Below are 20917 nucleotides of genomic sequence, written 5' to 3' on the forward strand. Positions count from 1 at the left end.
TAAGGTGCTCATGTAAGCACCTCTTAGGCTTGTTTCAATAATTCTTCTCTATTTTTTATAAGTTCTTTAAGTTCCTCTAAATCTTCCAGTGTAGCTTTATTCCTTACAAAACTTCTGGCACTGCTACGAGATTTCAAGTAACTTGCATACTCTTTATTTTTACTTTCCCATTTTTGATTTGCTATAGTCTGAGGATTTTTATCCATCTTAAGCAATCCTTTCTATAACTTCATAAGTATATATTAATTTAGCTCCTTCAATTTCAACCATTTTTACATTAGCTTTCACTATTTGCTTATATATATTATCAGGTAACTCTTTAAATTTTTTAAAGGCTGAAATTTGGTTAATCCCACAATAATATATTTCTTCATTATCAAAATCTTTATTAACTATTACTAAAAACTTTTCCAGCATCATACACCACCCTATATATATTTACTTATAATTAATAATATTATATAGTATATAGAGAAAGGAAACCAGTTAGGGCTAGTTTCCCGATTGTTTAAGAAATTTTATATTTTTGTTTATTAGCTTTATGGAACTGGTTTAGCCCTTTTACCGTTGGAACAATTCCTTTTGCTTTGCACTCTTTCAAGTAATCATTTAATGCTTTCAAATTCATTTCTATCATCTCCTTATGGCCGCATTATGGTACGTGTAGTATAATGCGACCAATAAATATTTTTCAACTTTTTTATATTTTAGTAATATAATTCACTGAATTTTATTTTTCTTCCTAATAATTAGTTATGATCAATTCACTGTAAATATGTTTTTTATCTTTGTACTTGCCTAACAAATTGTGATTTCTCTCAACCTCATCCATATTAAAGTCCTTGTATAACTGTCTTATAAATTCACAGTCATTGTAAGAAAGAATAAATTTCCCCTTTTCACCTTTAAGTACCTCATAAAGTCTTTCATGATCCTTCTCTGAAAACTGCACCTGATAGTATCTTTCGGTGCCATAATAGGGCGGGTCCAAATATATCAAAGAATCATCTTTATCATATACTTTAAGTAAATCCTGAAAATCCTTATTTTCAATAACTACTCTTGAAAGCCTTTCCTGAATTTCGGTAAGATATTTAACCATTACATTCACATCTTTCTTCACACAGCCATAACTTCTACAATCTGAACCGTAACTCGTTTTTATCAGCATGAAAAATCGTGCTGCCTTTTGAATGTCTGTCATTCCCCTAGTACTGTATTGGCTTATGAAGTCATAAAATAGTTCTCTTGAGTTTAACATAAATGAGAGTTCTCTCTGCAGCTCCCCACAGTGAAATTTCACGCACCTGAATAAATTCACCAAGTCTCCGTTTACATCATTATATACTTCCATGTTGGCCAGTTTCTCTTTTGAAAATAAAACCCATGCAGCTCCTCCAAAGACTTCTATATACCTATTGAAATTTTCAGGAAACCTCTTTACAATCTCTTTTCTTAATAACTTCTTTCCACCTATCCATCCTATAAAACTATTCACTTATAAATTCCTCCTTTGTGCTTTTAATTTTTAAAACATTTGTTCTTATAACAAGTAAAAAATATAGTGGCCTCAATGGGGCCACTAAAATTAATTCTGTGCTGTCTTATCCTCTGCAACTGCTGTATTTTCTTTAGTTCCTTGACTTACCTGAATAGGTGTCAATATCCCTTCCCCTATTTTGATAGCACCATTACAAACCTCTTTATTTATAGCATCCAACTCACTTTGTGTAAGTCCTGGAACTATTTCAAGCAGCCTTTTCTCCATTTCTGCTCTCTTGGCATCTCCGGCTTTGGCCAAAGATTTAAATTCATCTTCCAACACATAATACAGCCCCTTTGCAACACTAAGAGCACGATTGTAACTGGTTGCTTCTTTCTTTGCCGCAAGAGCCTGTTTCTGCACCTCTACTGCATCTGCGACCTTCTTTAACACAAAGGTACCTATAATCCCAACCACTCCTATAATAAACTGTACTCCCATGCTTAATATTTGTTCTTTCATTTTACATTCCTCCTGAATTTTTATACTTTGATAATTTAAAAAATAGCTATTTTACTAGCCTTACATTAAAAAATTCTCACTTTACCTTTCCCTTGATAAAATGAGAATTTAAATTATTTTAGTTATTCAAAAATATATTCCATGTCTCCGGCCTTAAGACTCCATCTGTCGGTCTTTCCCAATTCTTCTGGAGTTCAGTTACGGCCTGAAAAGTTGGTTCGTCATACAGCATTTGAGTGTAGGAATTTTCCTTTAAATATTCATATTGTTCTAGCTTCTGTTGAATCCATAGGACCACGTGGGACTTATGACCCTTAATAATGATATCTTGAATCCCTTTTAATGCTGCAAGTGTATTTTTACCTGCTACTCCATCTATAACTAACCCTGCATTATAATCAATGTTCAAGTTATATTGAAGTGCTTTAATTTGTTCTACAAGTGGGTTTGGTTTTACTGGTTCGCCTGTAGCAATGCTATTATAAAATGATTCTGTCATATAGTTTAAATCAAGGTATCCACTTATTCCTGGTATCTGCCCTTTTTCTGTATACTGCCACATAGCATAATCAGGCCATAATACAGTACTTGGACTGCTTACTCCATAATGGGCTACCCATAGAGGATACTTTGTTATTCTAGAATTTAAATATGCTTTTATATAACTTGGATTACAATAAATAAGCGCAGGTGCTATAGTAGCCACTATTTCTAAGAAAGCCAGACACGCATCTGTCATATCACCAGAACATTGTTGTTCAAAATCTAATACTACAAAATCAGGACTAGCACCTGCAGCAATCTGTTTAAAAAAGTTTGCCTCCTGAATAGCCTTTGCTATGGTTGTAAATCTGGCAAAATGATAAGCCCCGGTTATAAATCCCAGGGCTTTAGCTTTAGCAATATTGGCATTATAAAATTTATCTATAAAGGTACTTCCCTCTGTGGCCTTGGCTATTAAAAAGTTGTGGCCAGCATTTTTAATTTTGTTTATATCTATAGAACCATTTAAATTACTTATATCTACTCCTTTAATCATACGATTTTCCTCCTATTTATTTTTTAATTGTTCTAAAGCTTCTACTATTTTTTTCGGGAGTGGAAGTCCACTCTTCCCGCAATTTTCAAAGATAGAGATTCCTTCGTTTGCAATGTAATAGTAGCAAACCACTGTTCTAAATATCCATGTACCCTCATTTAAGAGCCTGTCAAGTAAAGTACCTACAGCTAGAACCACAAAAATTTCAGATTTTCTTAATATACCTTTAAAGCCTGTTTGAGAATTTACCTTGCCTGTTATATAGGCACTAAATACTCCGGTACCATAATCTAAAACCATAAAAGCAGCTAACACATATAGGCAAATGTCCCAACCTCCAAAAATAAACGTCATAATTCCCCCAAAGGTACTTATAGATAGGTTAAAAACTCTTTGATGATCCACTTTAAACCTCCTATCTAGTTATTTTTAAGCATTAAAAAAAGCCTTAGACCTTCTAAAACTCCTTATATTCTCTTTATTGGTTCAGCATCATCATTCATTTGGGTTGCTTCTCCAGTTCCCCAGTTCGCTGTAACTTTAACTTCAATTACTCCTGTTTCAATTATATTCGTTTTCCCTTCCACATCCTCACCTCATTTATTAATATTTCAAGACAAAATAAAAAAGCTATCTCTAGCCCTATTTTGCCTTGTGTTTTATTTCCCTAAAATTAAATCCTTGTAATTTTTCAATAACCCTTCCGGTTCTTTCTCTCCAAAAAACTTATACCTTAAATAATCATCAATATATATGTTAAATGGAACCAGTAAAAACCATATTACAGCATAGGGAATACATATCTGTCCCAAAATATTTCCCCAGATATTAGAATAATCCCATATTTCAATCTGGAGCCATATGTTTAAAATAGCCCCTGAAACAAATTCTAATATCAAGATTATTAAAGTACCTATAATACACTGCTGCCACATCTTTCTATTATAAAATGTTGGCTGCTCATTAAGCTTTCCAATAAAGAAAGCTGCTATTCCTCCCACTACCAGCATAGATATATGTGTCCATCCACGCCATAGGCCTTCTAAAACCATATAAATACTGCCCATTATAAATATTAGAATTAAATTCTTTTTTAAGTTGGAATAACTGTATCCCATGTTATGGCCTGTACCTCCTCTGTAGTTGCAAGAGTTTCTACATATGCTTGCAGTTGCTTATTTCTTATTAATTGCTGTTCCTTAAATATTTTAAAATCCCTTGCAAGTTGTAAACATTCTTCTGGCTGCCACTCAACAAATTCCTCACCTCTTGCGTGGTAGTAGAAGGTATCATTTTCACAACCTGGTACTCCAGACACTTTAGATACTGCACTTAGGGCATTTCCTGTTATGTTGGATTGATCTTCCAAAGTGCTGTCATAAATCTTATTCGTATTTTGGTATGCAGTGGAGTTGAAGCCTCCTGTTATTGCATTTTGACAGGATTGGCTTAATTCAGTAAGTTTTTGCTGTTTTAGATTACCAAAATCATTTTGCCTTTGTCGTTCTATAGCTTGTTTTTCTTCTTCTGTAAAATCTGATTCTTGGACACCTTGACTTGTAACAACTAATTTATCTGCCAATTACTTCACCCCCATAATTTTAAATGTTGAACCTGTCGCAATTAATCCATCAGTTGCAGGTTTTAAAGTTATTTTTGTTATTTGTGATGTTTTATTCCAATTGGCTATTTGTAATCTTATTTCATTAAAGTACGTTGAACCACTTTTAGTAGATGAAGATTTTATTAAATTGGGCAAGTTACTAATAGTTGTTTCAAACAAAAAAGTTTGAGTATCCGATGGAGCAACCATCACTGATGGCAATAAAATAGATGTATTAGTTGATTGTGATTGTGTATTTGGTGTTTTAAAAAGTACAAAAGGATAAGAAGAAGTTGTATCATCATTGAATATCATGCTTAAATTTTGACCTTGAGTTGTACTTTTAGCAATTCCAATTAATCTTAAACATTTATAGTTTTCCAATCCTAAATTCATAAAATCGATTTGTGCAGTATTGCTTGTTAAAGTTATATCTGCAATCTTTTCCCAAGCACCATCACCATTATATCCCTTCCCTTCCCAAGTTACACTAACATCTGAAACTGTAGGACTTGAATCTTCTACACTATTTCTACTTAATGTCCATCTTAAAGTTAAACTTGGATATTGAATTACATCTATATCTGATAAATCTTGAAGTGATTGAATGTTAGATTTTACAATCACTTCATCTTCAATAGAACATGTTAATGTATATGAAAAACTCCAACTTGTTCCTCCATCAGATGAATACCCTCCACCACTAGATACATTTTCTGTACTTAAATAGTAAGTATTACCAGAATCTCCGCTTGTAGTTTTAAAAAGAATATAATAAGTTTGACCATTTACTAAATTTACATTTGTTTCTATATTTACATATGATTCGGTTGTTGGAATTTGTGAATATGGTATTGTTGTATTTCCTAAAGAAGTTCCTGGTTTACCTGAATTATCATTATAAACATGGACTTGTAGATCAGAAAGTATTGTTCCAACCCTTTTTAATTTCACAGCTATAGCTTGTTTAGAAGAATTTTTATTAGGTATAAATTTTTGTGCAAACCACTGGGTTGTTCCGTATACCATACCAGCAGTACCAGAGGTTCCAGCAGTATGATTATATAAAAAACTTTTATTTATCACATCACACACAACACTTGTATTAGCAGGGGTATTTTGTGTCCATTTTATATTGCCCCATTTTTTAATATCTGAAGGTGTTACTGTTTTTGTTGCGGTGCCAGAGAGAATATGATAGTTAGTATAATTAATAGCAAAATATAAATCTGCTCCTGTAATAGAAGTTAACGTGCCAGACCAATTACCTGTAGAATCTGTTTGTAACACATATGCAGAAGCTATAGCATCATTTGTAGTATGGCCAAATACATAGTAGTCAACTGTCCCATCACTTATTGTATCTGCATAAAGTCTTAATTGCAAAACATGTCCCCTTGTAACTATAATTGGAGTTTCAAATGTGAATCTAATCATCGTTGATGTAGAGGCTGTACTCACTGTAATATTTGAAGGCACTACAGAAGCGCTTCCTAAAATGGCTTTGCTTGTATCATCATAAACAGTTAATGTCACATTTTTCGTAGGGGAACCATGTTTAGCCAAACTAATATCAACATAATTTATTTCGTCTATATTTGCAGTATAGGTTGAATCTAATCTCTCACCATATTGATACCCACTATTTGTAGGATAATTGTTTACAGTCGCGGTTGGTAATGGGGTTGTTACAATAAAACCTGATAAAAATGCTGTACCGTTATTCAATTTACAATAACTTAATTCGGCATCCTCCAACCCAAATTCAGCCTGATACCTTCCATAATCCAACGGTTTTCGTACTGATATAACACCATTACTATCTATTTTTACACTATCATTATCTACTTTTACATGTCCTAAAATATTTCCTGTCGCAGCTCTCATGTCATGTGCATTATATTCCTCTTCCAAACTAGCTATATCATCTGCATTTCCCTTTACAGTTTCAGTAGTCCTTCCTTCCCCTGCAAGGTTGTTTATCATATTTAACAAATTTCCAGCTGTATCCCCATCTAAAACATTTTGCACAGCAGAAAACCAGCTATCCCAATCCTGTTGGAAATCTGCTTCCATATTATCTATTTCTGTTTGAGATGCGGAAGTTATATTGTTATACCAGGTATTAAAATCTGTTTGTTTTTGCGCTGTCCAGCTTAACATATCAGCATCATATTGAGCCTTCTTTTGTGTTAGCCAAGACAAATACTGATTAAAAAGTGTTGTAGTATCTACCTGCTCCACAGTCCCATGAACTATTCCGCATAAACTGGTGTTAAGTCTTAAATCCGTTATATTAGCTTGGGTAATCTGGGTAGCTCCTGCTGCAATATAAATATCTGCAATTCCAATCTCGTAACCGTCAGCATCTCTCTGTAATACTGGTGCTACTGGAGAACTTGCAAAAGCACCTTTCTTTACCTTAGCATTTATTGCCCTGCCTACCGTATCCATTCTAAGTACTATTCTATCTATCCTATTTAGAACACCGTCTGCTACGTCTATGGGTAAAATCAAATCATTGTCATTTATATACAGGGCTCCATTGATCCATCCATTTCCTACTTTAAGTGTTACTGTCATATCCCCGTTTTCGCCTATAACCTGTAAATTAGTGCTTGGATTAGGGAATACCCCATTACCTATAAAGGTTGCAAAGTATTCTCTAAAATCTTCAGCTTTGTATTTTCTATCTCCATTTATACTGTTGAAGCAAAACGATTTTTCCATATTATCTCACCACCTTTTTTGAATTTCTCTTGAATACTGTGAGAAGGCTAGGAATATTAGTTCCAAAAGTAGCTTGTAATTTAAAACCCGATACCTCATATATTTCTTTAACTTCAATAATTTGACAGTTTATTGTTACTGCCCACTTTCTAGATTGTGCTGTGACTGTATCCCCCAAATCATAATCCTGTTCATAAATGAATGTATTGTCAGGAATAATTTCAAATTCAAATGTTTTTATTTCTTTAAGTTCATTAAGCTTTTGCTGTGCCATTGAGGTAAGCTCTGCGACATCTTCAGCCTGGCTGCAATCTAGGAAAGTTTCCATCCTCTCCACTCCGGTTGAACTTCCCATCTGTTGTATAAGTCTGTCCGCATCATCTCCATGCCCTCCAGCGTACCCGACATTGGCGGTATTGATTAAACTCTGAATTAAATGGGGATTCGTTATATTATCAAAGTCTGTGCTAAAAATAACAGGGGGCAGAGTATCCTGATCTACTGTTAGATCCCTACCTTCCACTACATCAAAAATCCATTTATTATTATATATGTCGAGTACAACATCCCAACCCATAGATGCGTATTCACCTATTTCAGCCAATTTATCAGAAAGTACTTCAAACCTACTTCTCCACTTGTCTTGTTTACCTCTCTGTTGGTCTGGAGCTATAGCAGCCTGTAGTATCTTTCTATCTGCATCCGTAGGGTTTATCACATGGTTGTTTACAAAAGCTTTTAAAATGGTTTCTATACTTCCCGTCTGGCTGTCATATCCATTGCCGTTTACAGGTGGAACTATAAGCCTCCTAGACATAATGCCTTTTAAGGTGGGACCCTTTATAATAAGTTCATCAACTCCATTATCATCAACAGAGTTTTCTCGGTGCATTATAATTCCAACTTTATTAAGGCTGCTTCCTAGAATGATTAAATTGTTTTTAACCAAGGTATCTGTATTGGCCTTATCCATATTTATATGCAGTTCAAACTCTCCCACCTTATAAAACCTACGGATAAACTGTAAACTTTCATAATCATCTATCTCACCGAGTAGGTTAAAATCCTTATCTATAATTCTCATAGGTACTTTTTTCAATTCTTACACCCCCACATATTTTGGGGTATAATAAATCCCCACTTCCAAGTTATCTATGCCTTCCTCTGCATCATAACGGAGAAGATTGTCACCTACATCAAGCTGCAAGAAAGTTGTATCCAAAGTTATATAATTAAATACATTTTGAATTACTCCATTCGTTTTAATCATTTCAACTCTTTTATTTCCAAAAGAAGTATCTATAACAAGCATATCTCCTACAGTAAGCGTCCTTTTTACTTTTATAAAGTCCTGGGTATATACATTCAAAATACTTGGATTAACTACGGTTGCAAGGGCTTTAAATTCTACCCTTATAGGACATTCTGCATCTCCTACGTTAAGACAGTTCGCAATCAGCGTACTTACTCTATGCCCCATTTCTATTCCTGTTTCTTCTGGAATTTCAAGTGGAAACATAAAATCTCCAACCCACTGTGCCATTTCGTTTTTTATTTCTTCTAATTCTTTCCAATATGGTTCCGGACAGAATAACTGTATTAAGAACTGTTGTATAGTTGAAGTTCTATCTTTAAAAGTTGGGCTATCCTGAACAATACAGCCTGTGGTGTGTTCTCCTATATTGTTAGTATAAATCAGCTTTCCCTTGAATTTGGGATTGAATATACTACATAATTGTTGTTTTTTTGTATCCATATCTTCTAAGGAATTTCCGCATATATAGCCTGTAATATTTAAAGTCCTTTCTTCCAGAAGAGTTCCATGATGGCTCTTGCCATCTTGACCAGGAGCTTTTGTAGTTAATAATGTACTCTTGGTACCTCCTGTACCATCTATTTTTTCCAAAACGAAAGGGCAAGAATTACCTAATGTAATGCTCTGCCCTCTACTATTTATATATATAATCTGTTGCATAATTCCACCTCCATCATATAGAGAATGCTATCTTGGTTAGCATACTGTCAACTTGTCGATTTTGCTCACTCGGGGATAGTACTGTAGGGCTATTATAAGTAATGTTATTTACTATAGTCTGCGAACCAGAAACTTGTCTAGGGGTCCCTGGATAGGTTGGAGCTGTAACACTTACATAATCTGACACTATACTATCTTGGGCTATTTGTATTGCTTCATCCCTCGCAGCATTAATCTGTGCTGTTATGTTGCTTATCATGTCAGTAATGCCCTCTATTTTGCTTCTAAAGCCTTCAAAAAGTTTTTCGCCAAGCGTTTTTCCGGCGCTTTCATAATCAGATGAATAGCTTTTTAAAATCTCTATGATTTCTTCCTGATTACCTTCCATAACCATTTTTTCAGCCTCTGCTTCCAAGTTTGTAGCATCAAGTTTTTTAGCATAGAAATCTTTAATATCCTGGAGCTGCTTCTCCAAATCTTTTTTCTTTGCTTCATATATAGTATCAAGACTATCAAGTTGGTTTTGCTTTTCAACTTCTAAAGCCGCCTTCTGATCTTCTATTTCCTGTTCATGCAACCTTTTATTTCTATCTGTTATGGCTGTATCTAGCTGTTTTTGCAATTGCTGCTTATTATATTCGTTATGCTCATAATCTATAGATTCCTGTAAGCTATTGATATTGGCTAATTCTTCAGCATCCGTTGCAGCTCTGTCTTCAGCTTCCGTCTGTGTTTCCAATGCCTTTATTTTAGCATCATATACAGAATTGATATTATCAATGGAAGTATCTTTCCAAGTATCCAAATCCTCTAGTTGAGAATTAATGGAATCCTCAAAATCCTGCTGCTGTTGAGTATACATTTCCTTGAGAGCATCTTTTACCTTCGCTGTAAAATCATCTATACCATCACTGATATTTTGTCTTGCTTCTGTTACATTTCCAGTTATTGTAGATGTCAAATCCTTTATATCTTCTCCTAAACCCAGTGCAGCATCAGAATTTTCACCAAATATCTTCACAAGTTCAGAGTATTCTTCTTTCATAAATGAAAGTTTCTTCATATTTTCATCATAGATATTATTTTGTTTATCCAGCTCATCACTGAGACTTTTAGTATCCACATCAAGTTTTGAGATTGCATCATCAATACTATCTATAGCACTCTGGTATTCATTCGTTATAGTATCCTGCTGCAATTTTTTAGTGCTATTTTCTATTTCAACAGTCAGACTTGCTATATCCTTCTCTAATTGAATTGCACTATCATCAGTAGAACCAACAGCGTTTACAACTTCCTTATATTCCTTTTGCATTTCAGAAAGCTTCTTATTCTGCAAATCAATAGTATCCTGCTGCTTTTCCAATTCTTCTGTAGTACTGTAAGTATCTTTGCCTAACTTAATCATTTCAAGCTCTATTTCATTAAATGCATCTTTATATTTATCTTCTATTTTTTGTACAGGGTCTTCTTCAATATCCAAGCTCCCCATGCCGGAATCTTTCCATTTAGAGAATATATCATCAAAACTACTTGTATCCACTCCTGCAAGCTGTGCCCCTGCAGCACCTACGGTTGATATGTTTTGCATTATATTACCTAAGGTACTTTGTACATTTACAGCTGCTGTCTGTACTTCTGCCTGTACATTCTGCATGGCATTACCCACTATACCAGGTATCAAATCTGTCCAACTCTTAACGCCTGTGGTTAACCTTTGTCCAAGCGTAAGTCCACTATCTTCATATAAATTACCATACTGACTAAGCAAATTAATGATTGTATCCTGGCTTTTAGATGTAATCAATTGTTCTGCCTGTGCTGCTATGGCGTCTTTATCCAACTTTTCTGCATAGTAATTATTTACATATTCTAGCAAATTACTTAACTGGTCTTTAGTAAGTTTTTCTTCCTTGGCCTTTAGGTTGGCACTTTCAATTGCAGCTTCTTTTTCGGCATTTAACTTTCTTTCAATCGATTTTACGAGGACATCATTTAATTTGTCTATGTCAGTTACAGCCTGCTTTTTAGCGTCTATTTCCTCTTGTATCTGTTCCTTAGACATTTTTCCTATTTTCTGTATTTCATCTATTTCCTTGTCAGCCTGTTCTTTTCTGAGGGCTATTTCATCTTTTATAGTTTTCTTTTTAGCTTCATATTCGTCCTGGATGGCATATTTATCGGCACCTTTTACACCCCTTAAAGAAACATCTTCCTGCTGGCCCAAATTATACAGTTGATTATTTAAATCTTTTACCTGTGCCGCCAGGTTATCCTTTATGGCATTTACCCTTTGCGATACCAAGTCAGCTACTTTTTTAGTTACCTCTGCGGGTTTATCACTATTTTGATTCATGGTATCGGCGAGTAACTGCATAAAATCAGATTCAGAAGTGGCTGCTTTTGCCAGACCTGTATCTAAATCTTGCGATACTGTACCTGTAAGTCCCTGGATAGCATTTTTTAAAACATCCATATTGCTTGTTATACCACTTGCAATATTTTTAACTATATCTGCGCCTAAGGTCGTGGAACCAGAGCTAAGAGCTCCAATACTGTTTAAAAGCTCGGTCGAATCGGAATTATTTAAGACTGTTTCTCCTCCACTAAACAATCCCAGTGTTTTGTTCATTACTATTTCGAACCCATTTTCGGCCACTGGATGAACCCCTGCAGTTGCATTATCAGTTCCAGTTTCGTAACCCACGTAAGCACCGCCACTTGTAAAAAGTGGAGTGTTATATACACTTCCATACGTAGCTTTTATATATTCTATGGCTGCTGCTGCATCAGCAATAGGATTGAACATATTGTCAGGAAGTGAAGGCAACCTATAGGATTCAAATGTTGAATATAATGTTTGGAGCAATCCTGAAGCATGTTCACCATTAACACTTTGAGGGTTTACTGCCATGGGATCTCCACCAGATTCAGCCTGAACTAGCCTTTCCAGTCCAGGTAGCCAATTCATAGGAGTTCCTGTAATAGCTAGAGCTGCGCTTAACCAGTTGGTTACATTCCCCCCTACACCAGATATTGCACTTCCTATTTTGTTTTGGAAGAAAGCTAGGGCATCTTGGGAATCTAAACCATTTATAAGCCCTTCTATAGCCATTTCACCTATCCATGTTGTTTTTCTGGACGGTGAATGTATATCAAATCCATCAGGACCAGTAAGGGCTTCAATAATCTTTTGGGTAAGTTCTTTGGCTATACTAACAGCATTGGCTTCAGCAGATCTCATACCCTCGGCTATCGAATTCGTAACACCTGTTCCATATTGGGTACAACCTTGTGCAAAAGTATTAAAATTATTTCCCAATGTAGACGTTAAATTATTACCTGCTCCTGTAACATTGCCTGCAGTATTTGTTATACCATTTGCTATAGATGTATCTGTACTTTGGCCATATTGTGTAGCCGCCGACGCAAAAGCAGTTAAGTTATTTCCAAGTGTAGTAGTTACATTATTCTGTGCGTTTATAACTGCGTTAGCATTATTACTTATTCCACTTCCAATATTAGTATCTGTATTTAATCCATAGTTAATGGAATTGCTTGCAAAAGTATCTAAATTTTTGTCCAGGGTATCAGTTAAATTACTTTGGGCACCTATAACTGCATTTAAATTATTGGTTATACCATTCCCTATACTCGTGTCAGAATCCAAGCCATAATTTAGGGCATCAGAAGCAAAGGCAGTTAAATTACTATTTAAAGTATCTGCCATATCTTCTACGGCACCTGTTACCATGTTCAAGTTACTTGTTATGCCATTACTTATATTGGTGTCTGTATTAATTCCATAGTCCCCTGAATCAGACACGAATTTAGTTAAACTTGCATCCAAAGTATCTGTTATATTATTTCCTGCGTTTATTACAGCATCAGAATTATCTGTTATACCATCACCAATATTATTGCTTGTTTGTACACCATATTTAGAGGCACTAGTAGAAAATGCATCTAAATTATTCCCAAGCTTTTCAGTAAGGGCGTTAAGTGGTGCTGTGGCTGTGCCTTGACTTTGTGTAATTCCATCACCTAAGTTTTTAACATTCTGCTCCCCATATTCTGTATATTGGGTAGCAAAATTAGTCATTAAGGTATTCAATTTAGTTATAAGCTCATTTAAAGGAGCCACAACATCATTAATGCTATTTGTAATACCAGTTCCGAGGCTAGTATTCAGATTTTCGGCATACTGTTCAGTGGATTTCATCTGTGTTGCAGTACTGGTTGTAGTACTGGCGGTTTTTGTTTTGCCTCCATTTTGCATTTGCTCCATAATGTCCTTAGAATCTTTGGCATTAATAACCTGTTCGCCGCCTGCAAAATTGAAAAGTTCTGGCCCTTCTTCACCAACCCAGTGCCATCCCGGTGGTGCATAATCTGTACCCTCTGCGAAACCTCCCAGTATATTTCCTAAAATACCAGTATTAGATGCACCTGATATTGCCTTCACTGCAGCTACTATTGGATTATTAGTAAACCAAGTTTTAAGACCTTCCCATTTCTTTTTTATATTTTCAGTTAATTTTTCCCAAGGAGATAACATATTTCCTGTAGAAGTATTAATGTTTTCCTCTACATCATGATTCATGCCTTTAACCTTTTCAACAACGCCCTCTTTTAGATCGTTAGCTTTTTGGACACTATCTTTGCGTTGCCTTTCAGCCTCAGCAATCATTTTATCAGCTTGATCTGCGCTAATAGAATGCGCTCCATCTCTTTCCTGAATTATTGCAGCGACTGTTTCATTATATTTGTCATTGGCAGCTTTAACTGAACCTTGACGAGCTTTTTCAGCATTTTGAATAGTGTCGCTCGCCTGTTGCAATGTAATGCTTCCATTATATTCCTTTAATCTTTCAAGGATTACTTTACTCTCAACTTCGCTTTTGCTTAGAGTTTGAACAGCATTTTGTTCCATCTCCGTTTGAATTTGGTTGACTAATTGTTTCTCTGCGGATGACAAATCTCTATGATTATTGGAAGCAGTTTGATATATAGTTAATATCTGATTTTCTAAATCCGATATTTTTTGTTTTTTCTCTTCTCCCTTTTGAGATACGCTTTGTAGAATAGTTTGTTGTTCTTTATCTGTTATAGATGTACTTTTGGAAAATAAATCCTGCAACGTTTTTGTTTCATGCTGTGTTCTTTCATCTACCGCAGCATTAACCATTTGGGTCATTTGATCATATTTTGACTTTACTTGGTTAACTTGCTGTTGCGTAATTCCCACAGATTTAGTCAATGTATCCTGAAAATCTTTAACCAGTTCATTTTTTTGTTGTTCACTTATATTCCCTACTTGGGAAAGCATTTGTTTGTACTGATTCACTATAGAAGTTTTATTTTTAGCAGTTAGATTATTGGTGTTATTAACCATATCAGTGAAAGCTTTAATTTTATTTGTTTTCATTTCACTATCAAGCTTATTTGACTGGTTTACAATATCTGTGAAATTTTTAATTACGGTGTTTTTAGTTTGAGTAGTAAATTTTTCGGAATTTACAGATATGCTTTGTTGGGTTTTTGTCACACTGTCATTTAATTTCACATAGGCTGATACTGCTTTTTGCGTGCTTTCACTGATTGTAATAGTCTGTTTTTGAAACGATTGTGATGTCTGGCCTTGTGCAAGTTGAACACGTTTTGAAGTCTGTTCAACTTTATCCGCAAACAAATCTACCTGTGGTATTGTCTGGTCTGTGGCGTATTTATAGGCTTTATATACACCATATCCGGCCGCCGCAACTCCAGCAATGGCAAGTACATATGGTCCTACTGCCAATGCTGCACTTCCTAAGCTTGCTGCAAAAGCCCCAAGTCCTCCTGTAGCAGCAACACCAGCGGCTGCACCAGCTCCAGCTTCTGCTGCAGCAACTCCTTCTACTGCTGTTGCTGCGGCTCCTGCGGCGGCACTTGCGGCAGCAGCCTTCCCTGTAAACTTACCAAGAAAATCTAAAATATTACTTCCACTTTTAGCCAAGCCACCGAATACTTTTAAGGTACCTCCTGCTGCTAAAGTAATTCCTGCAAAATCTACTATTAATTTTTGCGTTCCAGGGCTTAAATTTCCAAAAGAATCGGCAAGATTACCAACACTATCGGCAACAGATTTTATAGTCGGTGCCAACGCTTCTTGGAGCTTTATTCCTGCTGTTTCTAATGAACCAAGCATCTGTTCGATAGATTTACTGGTTTCACCCATCTGACTTGCTGCCAGCCTGGATGCAGCACTCTGGTCATTTGTAGCATTTGTATATTTTTCTAATCCTTTGGCACCATTAGCCATTAAAATACTAGCTGCACGAGTTGCATCACTTCCGAAGATTGTATTCATTGCAGCCTGTTTTTCTGCATCTGACAGTCCACTCATTTTAGATTGTAATTCCTCTGCAATACCAGCTGCATTTTTCATATGTCCATTACTATCCCAAACATTGATTTTTAATGATTCCATTTTTGTAGCAGCATCATCCGTTGGAGCTCCTAGCCTTTGAAGCATAGTTTTAAGAGATGTTCCAGCATCACTTCCAACCACTCCAGCATCTGCAAATTCTCCCAGAACTGCAACCGTATCTTGGATAGACCAATTTACTAGTTTTGCTTGTGCTGAACATTGAGCTAAACCTTGTGATAGTGGTTCAACATCTGTACTGGAAGCTGCTGCAGCTCCAGCAAGAGCATTTACTGCCTGACTGGCTTGGTCGGCAGAAAGCCCAAAGGCACCCATTGCCTGTACAACAGTATTTGCAGAAACCCCCAGTTCCATTCCAGAAGAAGCAGCTAAATCCATTGTAGATTTAAGTGCTCCACCTTTTATTTGCGCTTCTGTCAAGCCACCTTTTGCAAGTTCTGTTATGGCATTTCCTGCTTGTGTTGCAGAAAATTGAGTATCTTGTCCAGTTTTTAAGGCAAGTTCACGTAAACTTCCCATCTGCGCTATAGGTTTCTCTAAAGCACCTGCAGCCTGTGACATAGAAGTTTCAAAATCATTTCCTATTTTTGATGCAGCGATTCCAACGCCAACTAAAGGCGCAGACAAACGGAGCAAGCCGTCTCCTACCTTGCTTGCTCCAACACTAACAGATTCAAATTTTTTACTATTTTCTTCCAATGAACTCGTTACAGATGCCCATTTGAAGTTATTTATTTTATTGTTTGTTTCTTGAAGTTGATTTTCGAGTCCCTTTAATTTAGAGGTTGCATTGTTAACCTGTATTGTATATCCGTCTATACTTTTTGCATTATTTCTTACTTTTTGCTCCGAATCTGTATATTGCTTATTAAGTTCATCATAAGTCTGTTTTAATTTTTTGGTACTTTCTGAATTTTTATCTTCACTTGCTGCTGCTTCCTGCCATGCTGTTTTTGCTTCATCAACTTTAGATTTTAAATCCATCATGGCCTTGGAGTTGTTATCTAAATTGCTTTTGGATTTTTCAAGTTGCTGCTGATATTTTTCTATTATCTGCTTTTGTAACTCAATTTTTTCACCCAAAGCACTGGCATTGCTCTGTAGAGAATCTAAATTTTTTCCCCAATCTTTAAGACCTGCAACGCTTTCTTTAAAGCTACTATCTATCACAGACATATTACGCCTTAAGTTTTGCAATCCGGCTTGAAAAGAACTGTCTTCCATGGCTATTTTGACTGCAAGGCTTCCAACATCTTCATTTTCCGGCATTATTTCACCTCCTTTTTGAGGAAAAATAAAAAAGCCTTATTTCTAAGACTTTTTAAATATTATTTTATTAATTTTAAACTTGTTCCATCGCTATATCTGATTACAATAGCTCCTTTAGCGACATAACCCTTTAACATTATATTGTCCATGCTATTCCATAATACAACAATTTAGGGAGAACATTATATACTTAGAGTGAGCAACTTTGGTTTAAGTTTAAATATTATTCTTCATTCTGTAATAGTTTCCTTAGACGCTTTAATTGCAAATATACCAGAAATTAAAAATAAAACAAATACTACAAAGCATATTATAAATGTTACTGGGCTGTCTCCTAATATTGAAAAGAAGGACACAATCAAATCAGATATTCCTGCAACTATCATAACTTTTCCTGCTATTTCAGTTTTACTTTCAACCATTAGAGCATATACCAGCCCAACTATCTGTAAAATAAGTCCAATAAAAGATATAATGATAACGCTATAAACATTATCATGATCTACCGTTGTATTTAAGCCAACATACAGTAGAATACCACAGCTAATTATACCAACAATGCCAGCAATTGTTCCTAAAATAAAAGCAGTTTTTTTCATAAATAAATCCCCCTTTTGTAATATATTTCTATAATATCAAAAAGGAGAATATATTTCCACTACATCAAAAAATCTCATTGGCATATAAGACCTTCTCTTCTTTTTCGAGACCATAGAATATTTTATATTCATGCCACAATGAAAAGAATTTTCTAGGAGTTGTTCTCCAGAATTTTTCTTCCGTCATATTTAAACATGTTGTAGCTATAATAATCATACGTGCCCAAGGAAATCTTACTTCTTCGCCGCATCCGTTCCCTTGGTTTCCTCGTTTTTTGATTCATTTTTTGGGGGAAGTGAAATACCCAGCGCCAACAATAATTTATCGGTTAACACTCCAAGCATAGGAGTATCCATTAAACGTCCTGCATCCTCTTCAGTTAGTTTTTCATCTTCATTAGACAGACCTTTCCACAACATATATCTTAGATCTTTCATACCTCCTTTACCAAACTTACCAACAGCTTTAATTGCATTATCTACACTTTCATACTTTTCCTCTATATCGCAAAGAGCATTTAAATCAAATACTAATCTTCTCTTTCTATCAAGCTCTACTTCAACACCTAATTGCTTCATATCTGTATTTTCACTCATATTTTTAACTTCCCTTCTATATTATTTTTAATTTAATAGCAAAGAGGGTATAAACCCTCCATATTAAGCATCCACCGTAGTAAATCTAATTAATTGTGTTCCTAAAGATTGTCCATAAACATCTTTTACACCCTGTACAACGATCTGATATGTTTTTTGCACTACCAAATTGGCACTTGGTGTTATAGTTAAAATCTTGCCAGTGTCATTAAGTTCCATTGTATTTGCAACCAAAACACCATCTGTAACATTCAACAATAATACATTACTATAATCTGCAATACCATTATTAAATGTTAAGGTTGGTTTTGTATCTAATGCAATTGCTGTAGCACTATCGGATGGAGTACTAGAAGACAGCTCCAGTGCATTTATAGCAGTAAGGGAAGGCATTGCAACACTATCAAACCACCAGTCGTCAATATCTTCCGGGCAATTAGGGTCTGTAGTGTCAACGTGATATTCCCATGGATGCTTTGTTTTATTTCCATCCTGGAATGACCATTCGGTTGGCTGTGCTGTACCACTCAATTTAGGGACTTCTGACAAATCAGGTTTGCCCTCTAATGTTTTCATGTCTTCATCTGGTGGCTCAAACATTGTTTTGTATATTACTCCATACCTATACCCCAAAACTCCATTAACTTTTATAGGAGATTTATAAAGAAGGGCAATAAATGGAGGAGTATCTGAATCTGCACTGACAGTTCCTCCTGTTGCAGTTAAACTCTGACCCAAAACGAAAGCCCTCTCAGCACTGGACATATCGTATCTACTCATAGATATATCTGCACTATCAAACTGAGTAGCTTGATCTACCAACCTGTTTTCTGCATAAGCTTTCGCACTATTTGTTTTTGGTTTTATAGAAAGTTCTTGAACATTCTTAAAATACTGTGGTGTAGTAAATGTCATACCTGCAATTGTATCTGTTGTCTGTTTTGCTACATAAAGCTTTTCTATACCCATTAAAGGCATATATAATCACTCCTTTTTTTAACAAAATAAAAAAGCTCTCAATTTTGAGAACTCTCAACATATTTAAACCTAATTATTTTGTGGTTTAGTTTTGTATCTGCTTCGTACGTTTCCGTTGTGAATGTCCTATAATATCCTGCTGCTGTCATAAGCTCCAACACTTGCTTGTATAGACTTGTAAAATCACCTTTTGTATAAATGTCAACTTGAATATAATATCCAGTTTCTATTTCTACATTTTCAGCAAAAGCTTCTCCATTTTCATTGTAAATGAACCAAACGATATAAGGATCGGCAGTTCCTGCATAATTCAACCTACTTACCTCTACTCCTGTGGGCTGTAATACAGTAGATAATTTATTCATAGCCCTAATCCTTCTTTTAATATTTCTTTTATAATTTGCTTAGCTTCATCCTTCTTGTTTTCATAAGCAGGACCCATAAAAGGCCTTGCGCTCATTTTAGAAGTACCAAACTCAGGAAATTTTGCTCTCCAGTTAGTTTCTTTTCCCGGGCCAACTCTTATATATTTTCTTCCACTCTCTGTTTTTACGCCAGAGATTTGTATATCATCTCTAATGTGTTTCTCGTTAATATCGCTAACACCAACAGTATTTCTCATTTCCTCTGCTACTGGTTGAGCTGCTGCCTTAAGTGCAGCATTTTGTATGCTTGCACCTTTTCTTCCAAGCTCCTGTACCTTGTCAATCAATTTGTCCATTCCTTCAAGCGTAATATCTACACCCATAATACCACCTCCCTCGTTAATATTTAGTTTTAACTACTCGGGAAATATCTCTAAAACTTTAATTTCCATAAACTCACGTTGATATTTAATGTCATCTATGAAAGTAATTTCATAGATTCTATCAATCTCTTTTTCGTCAACAATTCTTTTGCCAAATTTAATCCTCATACTTTCATCTATGTCCCTCCTGTAACGAATTGTAAAGATTGCAGTTTTTTTGGATTGCTCTTCTCCTGCTGCATAGTATTCCTCGCCATGTAAATTTTTAGCTGCGGCCCATATGGGTTTATAATCCTGCCATTCTTTAATACTAAAATCATTATCATTAGTAACGGTAACATATTTTTGAAGGATTATTCTATTATTAAGTTGCGCTGTCTGCGCTTGATTGCTGTAATGCATATAGATAATCCCCTTTCATCTGAAGTATAAGCGTCGTAACCCCGAAAGGAACTTTTTTTAAGTCCGTTTCGTCTGTTGCAGAACGTGTTTTATAATAATGATCCGTTAGCAGAATAACTGCAGTATCAAATTTGAAGTTGTTGTCGTAAAAGTCAGGAATCCTGTCCCCTATCGCACCTTTTACATAGTCAGAAGCTGTACCCATGAATATATTTAATAACGGATCGTCATCTGAAGTATCAATTCTAAGCGCCAGTTTAAGTTCATTCAAACCAATCATTTATATCGCCCCAATTCCTTTAAGTTGAAGGTTGGGTCGTTAATGGTAATTTATCACTTAAAGCACTCTCTCCTACGGCATTTACAGCCGATACTTTATATTCATAGGTTGTTGAAGCTGTTAATCCAGTATCTTCATAGGAATTAGTTTCACTTTCACCCACCTTCGCACCATCTCTATAGATGTTATATTGAGTTGCCCCCTCAACTGCATCCCATGTCAAATTAGCCTGGGTGATTGTAGTCGTTCCTGCTAAATTTGT

The 20917-nt window shown here is 35.4% G+C and carries 19 protein-coding genes and 1 pseudogene; all 20 read right to left on the reverse strand.

All coding sequences use genetic code 11. The features are described from left to right. Positions 1-23 precede the first annotated feature (23 nt). A complete protein-coding gene (locus CKL_RS19370; protein ID WP_011930392.1) occupies positions 24-206 on the reverse strand; it encodes a hypothetical protein in 183 nt (60 codons plus the stop codon). Position 207: 1 nt separating this feature from the next. After that, on the reverse strand, positions 208-417 hold the full coding sequence (locus CKL_RS19375) for a hypothetical protein (protein WP_011930393.1): 210 nt from the start codon (positions 415-417) through the stop codon (positions 208-210). 325 nt (positions 418-742) lie between these two features. Then, positions 743-1498 carry a DNA adenine methylase gene (locus CKL_RS19380; protein WP_011930394.1) on the reverse strand — a complete coding sequence of 252 codons (756 nt, stop codon included), beginning with the start codon at positions 1496-1498 and terminating at the stop codon, positions 743-745. 90 nt (positions 1499-1588) lie between these two features. Continuing rightward, entirely contained in the window at positions 1589-2005 is a 417-nt protein-coding gene (locus CKL_RS19385; protein WP_011930395.1) for a hypothetical protein, read from the reverse strand. 118 nt (positions 2006-2123) lie between these two features. Next, positions 2124-3044, reverse strand: a complete 921-nt coding sequence (locus CKL_RS19390) for a glycoside hydrolase family 25 protein (protein ID WP_011930396.1) — start codon at positions 3042-3044, stop codon at positions 2124-2126. A 12-nt stretch (positions 3045-3056) separates the two neighbouring features. Further along, a complete protein-coding gene (locus CKL_RS19395; protein WP_011930397.1) occupies positions 3057-3449 on the reverse strand; it encodes a phage holin family protein in 393 nt (130 codons plus the stop codon). A gap of 254 nt (positions 3450-3703) precedes the next feature. Beyond that, on the reverse strand, positions 3704-4162 hold the full coding sequence (locus CKL_RS19400; protein WP_011930398.1) for a putative ABC transporter permease: 459 nt from the start codon (positions 4160-4162) through the stop codon (positions 3704-3706). Further along, on the reverse strand, positions 4138-4626 hold the full coding sequence (locus CKL_RS19405) for a DUF4376 domain-containing protein (protein ID WP_011930399.1): 489 nt from the start codon (positions 4624-4626) through the stop codon (positions 4138-4140). Before CKL_RS19405 ends, CKL_RS19400 begins: the two co-directional genes overlap by 25 nt. Continuing rightward, on the reverse strand, positions 4627-7377 hold the full coding sequence (locus tag CKL_RS19410) for a choice-of-anchor R domain-containing protein (protein WP_011930400.1): 2751 nt from the start codon (positions 7375-7377) through the stop codon (positions 4627-4629). Position 7378: 1 nt separating this feature from the next. Further along, positions 7379-8476, reverse strand: a complete 1098-nt coding sequence (locus CKL_RS19415; protein WP_011930401.1) for a siphovirus ReqiPepy6 Gp37-like family protein — start codon at positions 8474-8476, stop codon at positions 7379-7381. Positions 8477-8479: 3 nt separating this feature from the next. Continuing rightward, a complete protein-coding gene (locus CKL_RS19420) occupies positions 8480-9352 on the reverse strand; it encodes a phage tail family protein (RefSeq protein ID WP_011930402.1) in 873 nt (290 codons plus the stop codon). A 13-nt stretch (positions 9353-9365) separates the two neighbouring features. Beyond that, positions 9366-17051, reverse strand: a complete 7686-nt coding sequence (locus tag CKL_RS19425) for a phage tail tape measure protein (RefSeq protein WP_011930403.1) — start codon at positions 17049-17051, stop codon at positions 9366-9368. Between the two features lie 230 nt (positions 17052-17281). After that, on the reverse strand, positions 17282-17650 hold the full coding sequence (locus tag CKL_RS19430) for a DUF4064 domain-containing protein (RefSeq protein WP_011930404.1): 369 nt from the start codon (positions 17648-17650) through the stop codon (positions 17282-17284). Between the two features lie 234 nt (positions 17651-17884). Beyond that, entirely contained in the window at positions 17885-18247 is a 363-nt protein-coding gene (locus tag CKL_RS19435; protein WP_011930405.1) for a hypothetical protein, read from the reverse strand. A gap of 63 nt (positions 18248-18310) precedes the next feature. Next, entirely contained in the window at positions 18311-19225 is a 915-nt protein-coding gene (locus CKL_RS19440; RefSeq protein WP_011930406.1) for a major tail protein, read from the reverse strand. 38 nt (positions 19226-19263) lie between these two features. After that, a complete protein-coding gene (locus tag CKL_RS19445) occupies positions 19264-19590 on the reverse strand; it encodes a hypothetical protein (RefSeq protein ID WP_011930407.1) in 327 nt (108 codons plus the stop codon). Then, on the reverse strand, positions 19587-19973 hold the full coding sequence (locus tag CKL_RS19450) for an HK97-gp10 family putative phage morphogenesis protein (RefSeq protein ID WP_011930408.1): 387 nt from the start codon (positions 19971-19973) through the stop codon (positions 19587-19589). The genes CKL_RS19445 and CKL_RS19450 overlap by 4 nt, the downstream gene beginning before the upstream one ends. 33 nt (positions 19974-20006) lie before the next feature. Then, positions 20007-20375 (reverse strand): phage head closure protein, encoded by a 369-nt coding sequence (locus CKL_RS19455; RefSeq protein ID WP_011930409.1) that lies wholly within the window; start codon positions 20373-20375, stop codon positions 20007-20009. Next, on the reverse strand, positions 20338-20655 hold the full coding sequence (locus tag CKL_RS19460; protein ID WP_011930410.1) for a head-tail connector protein: 318 nt from the start codon (positions 20653-20655) through the stop codon (positions 20338-20340). The genes CKL_RS19455 and CKL_RS19460 overlap by 38 nt, the downstream gene beginning before the upstream one ends. A 19-nt stretch (positions 20656-20674) precedes the next feature. Continuing rightward, positions 20675-20911 (reverse strand): annotated as a pseudogene (locus CKL_RS19465) (fibronectin type III domain-containing protein); the annotation flags it as partial. Positions 20912-20917: the final 6 nt, after the last annotated feature.

This window comes from Clostridium kluyveri DSM 555, assembly GCF_000016505.1.
GTDB classification, from domain to species: Bacteria; Bacillota; Clostridia; order Clostridiales; family Clostridiaceae; genus Clostridium_B; species Clostridium_B kluyveri.